The organism is Tistrella mobilis, from assembly GCF_041468085.1.
Classification (GTDB): Bacteria; Pseudomonadota; Alphaproteobacteria; order Tistrellales; family Tistrellaceae; genus Tistrella; species Tistrella mobilis_A.
On sequence record NZ_CP121017.1, the window covers coordinates 406,101 to 420,569 of the forward strand.

Annotated in this window: 13 protein-coding genes and 1 CRISPR repeat array; of the genes, 2 read left to right on the forward strand and 11 right to left on the reverse strand. The window is 65.4% G+C overall.

Annotated features, from left to right (window positions below):
• Window positions 1–161 precede the first annotated feature (161 nt).
• A CRISPR array of direct repeats spans window positions 162–584; the repeat unit is 31 nt; unit sequence GTCGCACCCTTGCGGGTGCGTGGATTGAAAC.
• 34 nt (window positions 585–618) lie between these two features.
• Complete coding sequence (locus tag P7L68_RS07640) at window positions 619–993, reverse strand: hypothetical protein (protein WP_372003867.1); 375 nt, start codon at window positions 991–993, stop codon at window positions 619–621.
• A 127-nt stretch (window positions 994–1,120) separates the two neighbouring features.
• Here P7L68_RS07640 and P7L68_RS07645 point away from each other — a divergent pair, with 127 nt between their 5' ends.
• Complete coding sequence (locus P7L68_RS07645) at window positions 1,121–1,381, forward strand: helix-turn-helix domain-containing protein (protein WP_372003869.1); 261 nt, start codon at window positions 1,121–1,123, stop codon at window positions 1,379–1,381.
• A 28-nt stretch (window positions 1,382–1,409) separates the two neighbouring features.
• The gene (locus tag P7L68_RS07650) at window positions 1,410–2,810 is read left to right on the forward strand and encodes a helix-turn-helix domain-containing protein (protein WP_372003871.1); all 1,401 of its coding nucleotides are present in this window, start codon (window positions 1,410–1,412) and stop codon (window positions 2,808–2,810) included.
• A 244-nt stretch (window positions 2,811–3,054) separates the two neighbouring features.
• On the opposite strand, the gene P7L68_RS07655 is transcribed toward P7L68_RS07650, so the two are convergent.
• The 10 genes from P7L68_RS07655 to P7L68_RS07700 form a co-directional block, all read right to left on the reverse strand.
• Complete coding sequence (locus P7L68_RS07655) at window positions 3,055–3,978, reverse strand: lysophospholipid acyltransferase family protein (protein WP_372003873.1); 924 nt, start codon at window positions 3,976–3,978, stop codon at window positions 3,055–3,057.
• Window positions 3,975–5,063: a tetraacyldisaccharide 4'-kinase gene (lpxK, locus tag P7L68_RS07660; protein ID WP_372003875.1), complete on the reverse strand. Its 1,089-nt coding sequence runs from the start codon at window positions 5,061–5,063 to the stop codon at window positions 3,975–3,977. Before lpxK ends, P7L68_RS07655 begins: the two co-directional genes overlap by 4 nt.
• Window positions 5,060–6,394, reverse strand: a complete 1,335-nt coding sequence (locus tag P7L68_RS07665; RefSeq protein WP_372003877.1) for a 3-deoxy-D-manno-octulosonic acid transferase — start codon at window positions 6,392–6,394, stop codon at window positions 5,060–5,062. The genes lpxK and P7L68_RS07665 overlap by 4 nt, the downstream gene beginning before the upstream one ends.
• A complete protein-coding gene (locus P7L68_RS07670) occupies window positions 6,391–7,122 on the reverse strand; it encodes a lysophospholipid acyltransferase family protein (RefSeq protein WP_372003879.1) in 732 nt (243 codons plus the stop codon). Before P7L68_RS07670 ends, P7L68_RS07665 begins: the two co-directional genes overlap by 4 nt.
• Before the next feature lie 5 nt (window positions 7,123–7,127).
• Window positions 7,128–8,996 carry a lipid A export permease/ATP-binding protein MsbA gene (gene msbA, locus P7L68_RS07675; protein WP_372003881.1) on the reverse strand — a complete coding sequence of 623 codons (1,869 nt, stop codon included), beginning with the start codon at window positions 8,994–8,996 and terminating at the stop codon, window positions 7,128–7,130.
• Between the two features lie 67 nt (window positions 8,997–9,063).
• Window positions 9,064–9,930 carry a 3'(2'),5'-bisphosphate nucleotidase CysQ gene (locus P7L68_RS07680; protein WP_372003883.1) on the reverse strand — a complete coding sequence of 289 codons (867 nt, stop codon included), beginning with the start codon at window positions 9,928–9,930 and terminating at the stop codon, window positions 9,064–9,066.
• A 62-nt stretch (window positions 9,931–9,992) separates the two neighbouring features.
• On the reverse strand, window positions 9,993–11,342 hold the full coding sequence (locus P7L68_RS07685) for a TldD/PmbA family protein (RefSeq protein ID WP_372003885.1): 1,350 nt from the start codon (window positions 11,340–11,342) through the stop codon (window positions 9,993–9,995).
• Between the two features lie 129 nt (window positions 11,343–11,471).
• Window positions 11,472–12,302, reverse strand: a complete 831-nt coding sequence (locus P7L68_RS07690) for a metallophosphoesterase (protein WP_372003887.1) — start codon at window positions 12,300–12,302, stop codon at window positions 11,472–11,474.
• 115 nt (window positions 12,303–12,417) lie between these two features.
• The gene (locus tag P7L68_RS07695) at window positions 12,418–12,603 is read right to left on the reverse strand and encodes a hypothetical protein (RefSeq protein ID WP_014746342.1); all 186 of its coding nucleotides are present in this window, start codon (window positions 12,601–12,603) and stop codon (window positions 12,418–12,420) included.
• Window positions 12,600–14,423, reverse strand: coding sequence for a hypothetical protein (locus tag P7L68_RS07700; protein ID WP_372003889.1), 1,824 nt, complete (start codon window positions 14,421–14,423; stop codon window positions 12,600–12,602). The genes P7L68_RS07695 and P7L68_RS07700 overlap by 4 nt, the downstream gene beginning before the upstream one ends.
• Window positions 14,424–14,469 lie beyond the last annotated feature (46 nt).

Consider the following 14,469-nt stretch of genomic DNA (forward strand, 5'->3'; position numbering starts at 1 on the left):
CCCGTAAAAACCCCGGGAGGTTCGCGGAAAAAATTCTCCTGATCTTTCAGAGCATTAAATTTCACATGTGTGAAGCATTCATACGATAGAATATCCCCCAACAGAGGTTCGCGCGGATCGCCTTTTTCCGGTCCCCGATTCAGGCTATTAAGAGGGGGTGGGTCGCACCCTTGCGGGTGCGTGGATTGAAACAGCGCCTGCGGCAGCTGATGGGGCGCTGGTCCTGGGTCGCACCCTTGCGGGTGCGTGGATTGAAACCCAGGGGTTGTGACGCGGCGACAGAATTGGATCGTCGCACCCTTGCGGGTGCGTGGATTGAAACCCTTTGTGGGCCAGGCCCGCTATGCCACGGCCCTGGAGTCGCACCCTTGCGGGTGCGTGGATTGAAACCACGGGCGCCGCTCAATTGCCCGCGACGGGCGGGTCGCACCCTTGCGGGTGCGTGGATTGAAACGGAGTCCATGTGCCACCCCGCGTGCGTGATCGCACGTCGCACCCTTGCGGGTGCGTGGATTGAAACGGCGGCCGCGCTGAAGCCCAGCAGATCCCGCAGGTCGCACCCTTGCGGGTGCGTGGATTGAAACCGTCGCCTGTTTCCCAGCCGCCGTTGTGGCCGCCTCAATCGGCCGACAGCCGAAGCGTGGTCAGATACCGCAGCAGATGCCGCGCGCCCTCGGCCGCGAGGCGCAGATGCCGGGTCCGGGCGTCTTCATCCAGCTCCGGATCGTCGGCGATCGAGACATGCAGCCCCACCAGCCAGGCCTGAAACGCGGCCCCTGACACCGACCCCGCCGTCACCCCGACTGCCCGCGCCATCACGGCATTGCGCAGCGCATCCAGCGCCAGCGCCAACCCCGGCTCCGCGGTCACATCGACCCAGCCGCCGGCGATCTGGTCGTCCAGGATTGCCCAATCGGTGGCGAGGGTAGAGACGGGGCAGGGGCCGGCCGGCCGCGCGGCCTCCGTCTCCGGTTCAGGTCTTTCTTCCGCCACGGTCATCTCCCTGCACCCCAAAAAAACCTCACTTCACCCTGCTCCACCCCGGGGAAAGCAGCGGCTCACGCTAATTTGAGGACTATAGTCCGTGGTTTTATGATCCTCAAGACCACTAGCCTCGGGCATGCATCCGCTCGAACGCGTCGCCCGAAACCTCCGCCGCCTGCGCGTCCTCCGGGGCCTTTCACAAGAGGCTCTGGCGGTGGATGCGGGTGTGGATCGCACCTACATTAGCCGCTTGGAGCGACGGTTGGAGAATCCCACTGTCGCCGTGCTTGATCGTCTGGCGGGAGCGTTGAAGTGCGATATCAGAGAATTTTTCGATGACGTGAAGGGGGAAGCGGCCGGAAATCTGATGCGAGGCAGGAAAAGAAATTCTTTTTGAATTGCCCTTATCGTAAATGGAGGTGTAAATGGAGAATATATATAAATTATTCTCAAAGAATTTCGATGATATCGATGCGGATGATCTCGTAATTCTCAAGGATATAAATGAAGGATGGTTTGTCGAATATAAGGAAGATATTCCAAAGCCTGATGCAATTGCAAAATATATGACTTCTTTTGCAAACACATATGGTGGGTGGATATTCTTTGGAATTGCGGAACACTCAAAAGAAAATCCTGTGGCAGGCAGTTTCCCTGGTATAAAGCGGGGGGATGCCGAAAAGTTACTCCAGACCATCCGGAATGTTGCGGCAAATAATTGTGAACCTGTTCCCTTTTTTAATAAAAAGGCTGTATGGGGGCCATGTGAAAGCATCGGGCTCTGCAAAGATAAATGTGTAATTATTCTCCAAGTCCCTCAGGGGGGACATGCTCCTTATATTCATAAAGATGGACGAATTTACCGGAGAGTTGGAGATGGCTCAGAGCCTAAGCCGGAAACTGATAGGTTCTTGCTTGAGAAGCTATTCTTACGATCGCAGGAGATTAGAAATTCCCACCGAGATAATATTCGTGCCTCTCTTCAGCAAATTTCATTTGATGAGCATAATGCATATATGAAGATCTTCTTCATATCAGACTTCTGGATGGAGCGAGAGGTGTGGAGATTTCTAGAAATTCACGATATAAAGAGAATCTTAGGGAAATTGAGCGATTTTTATCGTATTGATTTTGATACCATTCATAGAAATGTAAACGGATTTACTTGTCGGCAAGTGGGAAATAACGATCCCGCAAAGAATGTTATGATGTGGAAAGCATCTCATAATCTTGACAATGAATTTACATTGCCCATACGTAAAATATTCATTGAAGATGTTTCTTCTGTGCCCGAACACATCAATGAATATAAATATGGAAAGAGATTTATGGATATATGTCGCAAGCGTAATTTTAAAGAACTGATGATTCTCGATTTAAATTTGTTGCTTCCTGCGCTGATGGCTATATCCCAAATATTAGTTATATTTAATCAGGAATTCAATACTCATGAGAGCGTGCATATCAAAATTTGTATGACTGGAGTAAAAAGAACAGTACCTTTTCTGGATGTTTCATACGCGCTAGATCAATTCCAGAATCTGGGGGTGCCGATGGTTCTGGATGATGAGCTTGTAATTTTTCCTGGAAGTACTCCAGATAGCTATCTTGAGGAAAAAATTCCGAAATATGGGGGTATTGAAAATAAACAGACAGAATTGGCTACTAAATTGTTCGTAAATGTTATGATGGCTCTAGGTTTCTCGCTTCGATCAGATCCGCAAGATGAGCGTTCAGGAACTGATCAATATGTTCTAGAATTACAAAAAGCAGGCTTGAGAGCGTCAAGAATTTGGAGGGGCGATGATGATGTTGAAGATTTTTGAATAGCAGCGATCTGTAATAATAATCAGAACCCCTGAGCCCAGCGTCTCAACCCGATGAACATGATTTTCCAGGGCTGGCTGATGAACTTGTTCCAGGCATGACAGCACACGGCGATGTGCACAGAGAGGGCAATCACCCGACGGCCGGCCCCTCTGGCGAGGCTTTCATGCCACGGGGTCAAGGTGATCTAAAGTTTATCTTACCAGTTATGAATGTTCTCCCGACCGGCAGCCTTTGCCCCCCTCAATCCGGCCACCGCTTATGCACCCAGAACCACAGATCCGGCCGTTCGCGGATCCAGCCTTCCAGGCGGGCATTGACCAGCCTTGTAAGGCGTTCTGCGGCCTGCTCCAGGGTTTCGCCGGGTTCCGGTGTCGGGTCGATCGGCGGGTCGATGGTGATGCGGAAGCGGGGGCCGCTCAGGCGTTCGACACGGGCGGTGACCAGCGGTGCATCGAAGCGGACGGCGAATTCGCCATGGGCCGTGGTGGTCATGGCGTCGCGGCCGAAGAAGGGCAGGGGCGTGCCGGTGTTGAGTTTCTGGTCGATCAGCATCGCCAGATGGCCGCCGGCCTTCAGGCGTTTCATGATCTCGCGGGCGGTTCTGGCACCCTTGGGCAGGAAATCGGTGGCGCCGCCGGCGCGGCGGCGGGAATGCTGGATCAGCTTTTCGATTTCGGTGTCGTTGGCCTGGCGATAGACCTGGGAGAGGGTGATGCCCGACTGGGTGGCGGCAAGCGATGCCAGTTCCCAATTGCCGTAATGGCCCGAGACGAAGATGCCTGGCCGGCCGTCGTCGCGGGCTTCCAGCACATATTCGCGGCCGATCACCTCCACCCGGGCAGGGTCGCCGCCGGTGCAGTCGAAGCGGTCGAGATGGGCGATCTCGAAGGCGGTGCGGCCGAGATTGTCCCACATGGCGCGCACGATGCGCTCGATCTCGTCGGCGCCGAGCTCGGGAAAGGCGCGGGCGAGGTTGCGGCGGGCGATCCGGCTGACCTTGATCCGCGGGCCGATGCTGCGCGCCAGCCAGCCGCCGAAGGCCGAGGCGCGTTCCAGGCCGAGCAGCCGGGCGAAGCCGAAGGCCAGGCGGCCGGACAGGCTCTCCAGTCGCCGACGGAAGGTCATCGGCGGCGTTTCGGGGGTGAAAGGGGTGTCGGAAGTCATCTGCGGCGCCCGGTGCCGTCCTCGTGTCCGGTGCCGTCCTCATGCCCGGCCCGGCCGTCGATCAGCCGCGACAGCCCGGCCGGCGTGGCGGGTTCCGGCCGGCGCGGATCGATGCGGTCGAGCAGCCGGTCCAGCGGGTCGGCATCCAGCCATTCCAGGCTGATGGTCAGGTGGTCGACCAGGTCGCGCGCCTCGGGCGGCAGGCGGACCAGATCCTTCTCGGTCGTCACGAGCACGGCATCCATGCGATGGGCCACCTCCACCAGCCGGGCAATCTCGTCCGGATCATAGGGGTGGTGGTCGGGGAAGGACCAGCTGCCGGCGATGCGGCAGCCGATGGTGCGCAGCGTGTCGAAGAATTTCTCGGGCCGGCCGATACCGGCAAAGGCCACGACCTTGCGGTTGCGCAGCCGACGGGTCTCGGGGCCCGGCACGGTCACGGCGCGCAGCACCGGGCGTTCGAAGGGGAGTGCTGCTGCGACGTCGATCGTATCCTCGCCCACCACCACCACGCCATCGGCGCGGGCAAGGCCCCGGGCCAGCGGTTCGCGCATCGGGCCGGCCGGGATCACCCGGCCATTGCCGAAGCCATAGCCGCCGTCGACCACGATCAGCGACAGATCCTTTTCGATCGACGGGTTCTGGAAGCCGTCGTCCAGGATCACGATATCCGCCCCGGCCGCCGCCGCGGCGCGCGCCCCGGCCACCCGGTCGCGGGCGACCCAGGTCGGCAGGCGGCGGGCGATCAGCAGGGCCTCGTCGCCCACCTGCTCGGCACGATGGGCGATGGGGTCGACCAGCACGGGGCCCTTCACACTGCCGCCATAGCCGCGCAGCACCACATGGGGCCTGCGGCCGCGCTCGCGCAGCCGCGCGGCGATGGCGAGTGCGGTCGGCGTCTTGCCGGCGCCGCCGGCGGTGAGATTGCCGACACAGAGCACCGGCACGCCGGCCCGGGCCGGCCGGACCAGCAGCCGGCGCAGCTCACCCGCCGCCCGGAAGACGAGCGACAGCGGCGCCAGCGCCCAGAGCAGCGGGCGCTCTGCCGGTTTCGCCTGACGTCCCCAGAATTCCGGTGCCTTCACGACGGATCTCCCGATGCCTCGGCCGGTTCGAGAAGCGGTACCAGCGCCGCCGCGATCGCCTCCACCGCGGCACGTCCCTCTTCGGCCACCCGGGCGCCTGCCCGGGCCAGCCTCTCGCACGCCGCCGGATCGTCGAGCAGCCGCCCGGCCGTCCGGGCGAGTGCGGCGGCATCCTCGACGATTTCCACGGCGCCGGCAGCCCGGAAGCGGGCGGCCAGGCTCTCGAAATTGTCGAGATGCGGCCCGGTCGTCACGGCTGCGCCGAGGCGCGCGGGTTCCAGCAGATTATGCCCGCCGACCGGGACAAGCGAGCCTCCGATAAAGGTGAGGGGGATTGCGCGAAAAAAAAGACCCAGTTCGCCGAGCGTGTCGGCAAGATAGACCTGCGTCTGCCCGGCCAGCGGCTCGCCTGCCGCCCGTCGCGCCACCCGAAGCCCCGCCGCACGGATCTCATCCGCCAGGGCCGGGCCGCGTTCGGGGTGGCGGGGGACGATGACGGTCAGCAGGCCGGGACGGGTCGTGCGCATCGCCCGGTCGGCGGCCAGGATCTGCGTCTCTTCGCCCGGATGGGTGCTGGCGGCGAGCCAGACCGGGCGCGGGCCGATCGCGGCCTTGAGCGCTGCGACCGCCGCCGGATCCGCGGGCAGCGGCTCGGCCGCATCCTTAAGGTTGCCCGGGGCCGGCACCGGCCGGCCGAGCACGGCCGAAAACCGGGCGGCGCTGTCGTCATCCTGGGCGAGCAGCGGCCGGAAGCCGCCGATCAGCCGGGCGGCGAGGCCGGGCAGCCTCGCCCAGCGCCGGGCAGAGGTCGCCGACATCCGGGCATTGACCAGGGCGCGCGGGATGCGGCGCCGGTCCAGCCCGTCGATCAGATTGGGCCAGATCTCGCTTTCGACGAAGACCGCGGCATCCGGCCGCCAGTGATCCAGGAAGCCGTCGACCGCCACGGGCAGGTCGACCGGGGCGAACTGATGCAGGGCGCCGACGCCCCCCCCGGTTTCCGTCAGCCGGCTTTCCATCAACCGGGCCGAGGTGACGGTGCCGGTTGTGACCAGCACCGTGGTGGCCGGCGCCATCGCCTTCAGCCGGGCGATCAACGGCAGCAGCGACAGGCTTTCACCGACGCTGGCGCCATGCAGCCAGACCAGCCGTCCGGCCGGGCGGGCGAGGCCGGGGCGGCCCAGCCGTTCCGGCCAGCGGGTTTCGTGCTCGCGCCCCGCCGCCCGGCGGCGAGCCAGATGGCGCGTCACCAGCGGCGTGCCCAGCCGGGCGAGCCCACGATAGAGGCAAAGGGCCAGGCCGGCGCCACTCATCGATCCGGTACCGCTCATCGATCTGCCGCCGCCTGTTCGGCATCGAGCGGGGGCGGCAGATCCAGCGGCACATGGCCGGTGGCGCGGTCGGCCTCGGCGGTGATGCGGTTCAGCTCGTCCTCGATCCGGATCCGGTAGCGCTCCAGCGCCGCGGCATCGGCATCGCGGGGCACGTGGATCGGCTCTCCCCAGATGAACACCCCGCGGCTGAACGGCATCGGCACCAGAAACCGGTCCCAGCTGCCGATCAGCCGCCGGCGGCGCATGCTGAAGGTGGCCGGGATGACCGGTACGCCCGACAGCCGGGCGATGGCGGCGATGCCGCCGCTGGCGCGCTGGCGCGGCCCGCGGGGCCCGTCGGGGGTGACGCCGGCATATTCGCCGGCGCGGATCGCCTTGACGATCTGGCGCACCGCCGCCGCCCCGCCTTTCGACGACGAACCGGCGACCGAGCCCAGGCCGAAACGGGCGATGGTATCGGCGATCAGCCGGCCGTCGCGATGCTGGCTGATCAGCATGTTCATCGGCACGCCCGCCCGCCAGACATGGGGCATCATCAGCAGCCGTCCGTGCCAGAAGGCCAGGATGAAGGGCCGGCCCTCGTCCCAATGGGCGCGGGGGGCGGCATCGCCGGTGACCTGCCATCGGCTGGTGGCATGGACCAGGCGGATATAGGCGGCGGCAATCCGGCAGGCGAGGCGGCGCGCCCGGTCGCTCTTCAGCCAGCGCTTGACCAGCCCCGCCATCGGCCTCAGCCCTTCCGCACGGCCGGAGCGGCCATGTCGGCCGCATCCTCGACATCGCTGCGGCCGACGGGGGCTTCGGACTGGTCGGCAAACTGCAGCGCATGCAGCCGGGCATAGGCCCCGCCGGCGGCGATCAGTTCGGCGTGGCTGCCCTGTTCGATCACCCGGCCGCGATCCATCACGCAGATCAGGTCGGCATCGACCACGGTCGACAGCCGGTGTGCCACCACCACCACCGTGCGGCCGACCATCAGCCGGGCGAGCGCATCCTGCACCGCCCGCTCGCTTTCGGTGTCGAGTGCCGAGGTCGCTTCGTCGAGCAGCAGGATCGGCGCGTCCTTCAGCATGGCGCGGGCGATCGAGATGCGCTGGCGCTGACCGCCGGATAGGCTGGAACCATGCTCGCCCACCGGCGTGTCATAGCCCTTGGGCAGGGCCATGATGAAGTCATGCGCGGCGGCGTCACGGGCGGCGGCCTCGATCTCTTCGCGCGTGGCATCCGGGCGGCCATAGGCGATGTTGGCGGCGACGCTGTCGTTGAACAGCGTCACCTCCTGCGAGACCAGGGCGATGGCGGCGCGGAGCGAGGCCATGGTCACCTCGCGGACATCGGCACCGTCGATGGTCAGCCGGCCGCCGTCCAGGTCGTAGAAGCGCGGGATCAGATTGATCACGGTAGACTTGCCGGCGCCCGAGGCCCCGACCAGCGCCACCCGGCGGCCCGCCGGCACCACCAGATCGAGCCCGTCGAGCGCAGGCGCGCCCTCGGCGCCATAGCCGAAGCGGGCATCCTCGAAGCGGATTTCCCCCCTGACCGGCCCGCCGATGACCTGCGGCAGCGGCCTGGCATCCGGCCGGTCGGTAATCGTCGCCGGCAGATCGATCAGTTCGAACACCCGATGGGTGGCGGCCAGGCCTTCCTGGAGATTGGCGTTCAGATTGGCGAGGGTCTTGGCCGGGCGATAGGCCATCAGCAGAGCGGTCACGAACGAGAAGAAGGCCCCGGGCGTGGTCTCGCCCGCCACCACCTGTGATCCGCCATAGAAGATGACGAGGCCGACCGCCACGCCGCCCAGCGCCTCCATAATCGGCGAGGAGGCGGCACGGATGCGTTCGGCCTTGCCGGTCAGGCGGTAGATTTCCTCGACTGTCACGCCCATCCGCCGGGTTTCGTAGCCCTCCATGCCATAGGCCTTGACGTGGCGGGCGCCCAGGAAAGTCTCTTCCAGAATGCCGGTCAGCCGGCCGATCTGGTCCTGGGCACGGTCCGACACCTTGCGCATCCGCCGGCCGAGTTTCGCGATCGGCAGGATCGCGACCGGGAAGACCACAAAGGCGATGATCGCCAGCAGCCAGTCCTGCCAGAACATCAGCCCGACCAGAAAGACGACGGTCAGGCTTTCCTTGGCCAGGCTGGTGATCGCGGCGGCGGCGGATTTGCGCACCAGCTGCACGTCATAGGTGAAGCGCGCGATCAGCCGGCCCGATCCGGTGCGGTGGAAGAAGGCGAGATCGGCGGCCATCAGCCGCTGATACATCCGGTGCTGCAGATCGGCCACCACCCGGGTGCCCAGCCGTTCCATCAGCACCCGCTCGGCATAGGTCGCGAAGCCGTTGACGGCGGCGATGGTGAGCACGGCGGCGGGCACCAGCAGCAGCATGGTCTCGTCGCGCTTCAGGAACACGTCGTCCAGCACCGGCTGCATCAGCCAGGCATTGGCGGCGGTTGCGGCCGCGGTCACGACCATCGCCCCGATCGCGAGCGCGATCCGTCGCCAATAGGGGCGCAGATGCTCGCGGGCGAGGCGGGTGATCAGGACCCGGGTGCCGGCGGCGCCATCGGGACGGGGGGACTTCGGCTTGCGGCGCGACATGGGGCGGGGATGGATCCCGTGAAGAGGCGGCGGCCGGCGGATGCGGTCGGCATCCGGCCGGCGCGGGTCATGGCTGCGGTTGTACGCCAGCCGGCGCCGGGCTTCCAGCCGCATCGACCGCAAGCCGGCCGATCAGGGCGGCATGCAGCGCCGGGTTTGCGGCGATCAGCGAGGGATGTTCGGTGGTGTCGGGCCTGGCATAGAGCAGGTCGCGGCCCTCGGCATCGGTCATCCGTCCGCCCGCCTCGGCGACGATCAGATCGGCGGCGGCGAGGTCCCAATCCGCCTTGGGGCGCAGCGATACCGCGGCATCGAAGCGGCCGGCGGCGACCAGCGCCAGCTTGTAGGCGATGGAGCCGAGCGCGATCACCGCACTGCCGTCCAGACCCGAACCCCAGCGGCGTTCATGAAGTTCCCGGCGCGAGACCAGCAGCCGGGCGGCCAGCGGATCGGTGCCGCCGCCCACCCGGCAGGGGGCGCCGTTCAGGCGGCAGCCATGGCCGGCCACCGCCTCGAAGAACTCACCCGTCGCCGGGTTGAAGACCTGGGCGATCACCGGCCGCCCGGCCTCGACCAGGGCGACCGAGATGGTGAATTCCGGCCGCCCGTCCACAAAGGCACGGGTACCGTCGATGGGATCGACCACCCAGATCCGCGGTCGGGCCCGCTCGGAGAGATGGGCCACGCTTTCCTCCGACAGCCAGCCATAGCCGGGCCGGGCATGGAGCAGATGGTCGCGCAGCACCGTGTCGATGGCGATGTCGACCTCGGTCACCGGGTTGTCGCCGCCCTTGTCCCAGGTCACCGGGGCCTTGCCGAAGGCGTTCATGGCGATCCGCCCGCCCGTCCGCAGCGCCCGCTCCAGAAGCAGACGATCATCGGCGAGATCGGGCGGCAGGGCACCTTCCGGCAGGGCGAACAAGGGCTCGGTCATCGGTGACGGGCACTCCCGGTCGTGGATCCGGCCTGGTGTCACAGGCCGGGTGGTCTCGCGGATCAGGCGCCGGCGACGGTCAGGCCGTCGACGGCGAGCGTCGGCGCATCGGTACCGCTGCGGAATTCGAGATCGGAGGCGGGTTCCACCGACATCAGCATGTCCTGGATGCGCCCTGCAACCGTGATCTCGTTCACCGGATAGGCAATTTCGCCGTTTTCGATCCAGAAGCCTGCCACACCCTGGCTGAAATCGCCGGTGACGACGTTCACACCCGAGCCCATGGTTTCATCGACCAGCAGGCCGGTGCCGACCTTGGCAATCAGCTCGTCGCGGCTGAGCCTGCCCGGCGCCAGATAGAGGTTGCTCGACGCCGGGCTCGGCGCCGAGCCGGCGCCGCGGGCGGCATGGCCGGTGCTCTTCAGCCCCAGCTGGCGGGCCGAGCGGCAGTCGAGCAGCCAGGATTTCAGCACCCCGCCTTCAACCACGGTCAGCGGCGCACCGGCGATGCCCTCGCCGTCGAAGGGATGCGAGGCCGGCGCCCGCTCGCGGAACGGATCGTCGATGATGGTGAAGGCATCGCAGGCGATGCGCTCGCCCATCCGGTCCTTCAGAAAGCTGGTGCCGCGGGTGACCGCCGCACCGTTGACGGCAGACGCGATCGCCGCGACCAGCATCCGGGACACGCGGCGGTCGAACACCACCGGCACCCGCGCGGTCTTCGGCCGGCGCGGGTTCAGCCGCGCCACCGTCCGCTCGCCTGCGATCCGGCCGATTTCGGCCAGGTCGTCCAAATCGGCCACGAAGCGCTTGGAGGTGTATTCATGGCCGCGGACCATGTTCAGCCCCTCGCCCGCGATCACGCTGGCACCCACCGTGAAGCGGCTGGTGCGATAGGCGCCGCGGAAGCCGTTCGAGGCGGCGAGTGCGATCATGCTGTGGGACTGGGACGCGCCGGCGCCCTCGGAATTGGTCACGCCGTCGATCCCGCGGGCGGCCTCTTCACAGGTCTCCGCCCAGGCGAGCAGATCCTCGGCGCTGAATTCGGTCGGGTCGTAGATCTCCAGCGCCGGAATCTCGCGCGCGATCTCGCCCGGCTCGGCCAGGCCCGCAAAGCGGTCCTCGGGCACGACATTGGCCATGGCGACCGCGCGCTCGGCCAGCGCGTCCAGGCTGCCGGGCCTGAGATCGGCGGTCGAGACGATCGCCTGACGGCGCCCGACCAGGACCCGGAGCCCCAGATCGCCGCCATCCGACCGGGTCAGTTCCTCGATCTTGCCCAGCCGGCGCTGCACCGACAGCGCGCGGCTCTCGACCATCAGCGCATCGGCCTGGTCGGCACCGGCACGCTTCGCGCGCGCAATCAGGTCTTCGAGCAGGTCGAGAGCGTTTCCAAGTCCGGTATCGGTCATCTGGTCCTCGTGCGGCATCGTCCCGGGCCTCGGGGTGCATCGCCCGACGGGGTGCGCAGGCCCGAAGCCTAGATATGGGACGAAGCGTCACGGAACACCAGCGTCACGGCACGTGGAATGGTCCGCCGGTCAGCTTCGCGGCGGGTAGACCTCGTGCGCCACGTCGTCGATCACATAGGTGTCGAGCCCTTCGGGGCTCAGAAGGCGCGACTCGACCGTGCCGTCCTCGTCCAGCAGGTGCAGCGTCGCCCCCAGCCGCTTTTCGCCCGGAATATCAGCCGGGGCGAGCTTGTCGACGATGAAGCCCGAGGAGGCGCCGAAGGCGAAGACCGTGCCGTCGCGGCGGAAGATCCGGGCGGTGTGGAGATGGCCCGAGGCGACCAGCTTCACCATGCCCCGGCGGATCGCCTCCACATAGGGGCCGCGCGCGCGGCCAGGCACGCTCCAATAGCCGCGGTCGTCTTCGTCGGGGTCGTTCAGGAACAGCGGCTTGTGCAGGAACAGCGCCACGGGGCGGCCGGTGGCCTCGGCCTCGGCCAGCACGTCGCCGGCCCAGTCCGCCTGCTCCGCCTCACGCGGGTGGCCCGATCCCATCAGCATGGCGTTCAGCCCGATCAGCCGCCACGGCCCGGCGTCGCGCAGCCAGCGGTCCGGGCCGAAATGGGCTTCCCAGCGCGAGATGCGGAGATCGTTCACCGCCTGGAAATGGTCGGGGTTCTCGCTGCCGACATCGTGATTGCCGGGCACGGCCGCCCAGGGCAGTTCCAGCCCGTCCATCAGCCAGCGGCAATGGGCCAGATCCTCCACCATATCGGCGCCGTCGACGGTCACGTCACCGGTGTGGACCACCAGGTCCGGCGCAATCGCCCGCGCCAGCGCCGCGACCGGCGCCCAGTTCGACGCGAAATGCGGCTTGGTGGGGCTGATATGGGTGTCGGTGATCTGGAGGATGCGCAGCATGCGAGGGTCATCCATGGCCGTGGGCGGGACGGATGACAGTAGCACGGGTGCGTGGCAGCTTCGCGACGATCGGGAGATCGTGAGTATGAGGGGCGGGTATGTGCTTGTGGCCGGCTCAGCCGGCCAGCCTCTGGCGCCGCGCTTCCTCGTCGGCCAGGACACGTTGCGTCATGGCGCGCAACCGCCGTGAGACAGCTTCATCCGTCTCACTTGGCGGCAGGGCTTCGAAGATCCTGCGCAGATCTGCGACAAGGGAGGGTTCTGCCCGGGTATCGTTGATCTGATAAATTCGCTTGTTCATCTGTCAGCGCCTGATTTTGGCAGGTGATCACCGGGAGTAGACGTCAAGTTAGGACGGGGCGTCGGTTTGTTCAATGACTTCCTGCGTGGCAACACCATCGGATCGGAAGGCTTCACCGCCCGGACGCCTGCCAGCGAGAGGAAGAAGCTGTTCTTGGACCGACCATCGATGGATATCTGTTGACGATGCTCGCGGACAAGGCACAAGGCGAGAGCCTGATCGTCCGGGCCGATCGACAGTTCCTGTGCCTGGCCACCAGGCTGTTTCCAGAGTGCGATCGTGCGGATGTTCGGCGCGCCGGCCTGATGCTGCCGGTCGATCAGGGCCGTGGACGTGAAGGTCAGGACCGATGAGCCCGGATCCTCGGCAAGGACGGTGGCATATCGGCCCGGCCAACGTTTCTCGAGTTGTGGTCCATCCATCAGCAGCGCCACGACGAGACTGGGGCCGATGGCGTTGATCACCGGCAGGACCGGGTCGAAGCGGGCGAGATCTTCACAGATAAGAACCGCCAGGGACAGATCACTGTCGATGACACTGAAATGGCAGGTACGGCCACTCACGTCGATATATTCCCACCACTCGCGCGTGGGGTCGAGAACATGCCCCATATGGTAGCGCCGGATCTGATCACCGTTGAGCTTCCAGCGATGGTGCTTGCTCTGCGTCCATTTGCGTTGGACGGCGCCGTCTGCCGTCGACGCGGTGAAGGCGAGATTGCGGGGCATTGCCTCGGAGTTGGCGGGCTTGCCGATGGCGCCGGAGATGAAGAGCTGCAGCCTCGGATGGCGTCGTGCGACCTCTTTCGCCAGGTCCTCCGCGATCTCGGTCGGCAGGGCGCATTCCGGAAGAAAGACGGCATGGATCTCGCCCAGTTCCTTCTCGCCTGCCTGGATCAGACCGGCGATCATACCGGCCAGTTTTGAGACGTTGGTCGGCCCGGAGAGGGCATCATCATAGCCTGCGACATCGACGGTGAAGTATCCGGGTTCTTCCGCGTCTCTACGCTCGGCCTTGAACAGGCTGCCATTCACGCGTGCGGGCCACGGTATCAACAGGATGCCGAGCGGCCGGTGATGTTCCGGATCGGTCGCGAGGCCCGAGATGAGCCAGTTGGCTTCCACCATGCTCCGGGGCGGCAGCAACGCCAGATTGTGCGACATCGACCGCAACGTGCAGCCGACATCGGGAAGCCGGCTTTTCGGGAAGACGACGGCCTCCAGCGGCGTGACGGCAAGCGTCAGGCTCTGCGGGAAATGCGGCAGTTTCGGCATAACCGCAGATGCAGCCGTCGCGTCTCGCGTCGTGTAGGCGGGTTCCGCCGTAATGGTTGCACCGAGCACGGCCCGCGTGAACGGGGATATTCTGTCCGGAGACGGCCCGTTGGCAGGGGTGTGGGTCTTCGGCACGAACCCCATACCCTCTGCCGCTTCGTCTGCGATGCACATCAAGGTGATCAGCTTGCGGGCAAGGGGATGGGAAGGCGCCGTGTGGGCCAGAGCCTGGAGATCGACGTGATCTGCGCCGCCTGTGACCTCATGCCACAATCGTTTGGTGTACGAATCCGGCACGCCTTTGTCGCGCCAGCCGCGTCCGGCGGCTCGGATGGAACTTTTTTCAGACGAGGCCATCGAGGCATGCGCCGATTGATGAGCGTAGAGCCAGGCATGTGAGTAGAGGCCCGTCCGCTCGATCAGTGTCGCAGTGACGCCAAACAGATCCGGAGGCCATTCCGGACAGGTCGACCAATCCGGATCGTCACCACCCGGATTTGTTCCCGAGGGCATCATGTTTCTGATCACGGCCCCGATCGTCGTCATGCAGGCTCCCCGGACCCCGGTTTCCAGGAGGGTACGATGACACGGG

Coding starts and splice junctions, on each gene's coding strand:
- P7L68_RS07665 (WP_372003877.1), bottom strand. CDS start 6,394: ATGAGCGGTACCGGATCGATGAGTGGCGCCGGCCTGGCCCTTTGCCTC.
- P7L68_RS07670 (WP_372003879.1), bottom strand. CDS start 7,122: ATGGCGGGGCTGGTCAAGCGCTGGCTGAAGAGCGACCGGGCGCGCCGC.
- P7L68_RS07690 (WP_372003887.1), bottom strand. CDS start 12,302: ATGCTGCGCATCCTCCAGATCACCGACACCCATATCAGCCCCACCAAG.
- P7L68_RS07645 (WP_372003869.1), top strand. CDS start 1,121: ATGCATCCGCTCGAACGCGTCGCCCGAAACCTCCGCCGCCTGCGCGTC.
- P7L68_RS07655 (WP_372003873.1), bottom strand. CDS start 3,978: ATGACTTCCGACACCCCTTTCACCCCCGAAACGCCGCCGATGACCTTC.
- P7L68_RS07700 (WP_372003889.1), bottom strand. CDS start 14,423: ATGACGACGATCGGGGCCGTGATCAGAAACATGATGCCCTCGGGAACA.
- P7L68_RS07685 (WP_372003885.1), bottom strand. CDS start 11,342: ATGACCGATACCGGACTTGGAAACGCTCTCGACCTGCTCGAAGACCTG.
- P7L68_RS07680 (WP_372003883.1), bottom strand. CDS start 9,930: ATGACCGAGCCCTTGTTCGCCCTGCCGGAAGGTGCCCTGCCGCCCGAT.
- msbA (WP_372003881.1), bottom strand. CDS start 8,996: ATGTCGCGCCGCAAGCCGAAGTCCCCCCGTCCCGATGGCGCCGCCGGC.
- P7L68_RS07650 (WP_372003871.1), top strand. CDS start 1,410: ATGGAGAATATATATAAATTATTCTCAAAGAATTTCGATGATATCGAT.
- P7L68_RS07695 (WP_014746342.1), bottom strand. CDS start 12,603: ATGAACAAGCGAATTTATCAGATCAACGATACCCGGGCAGAACCCTCC.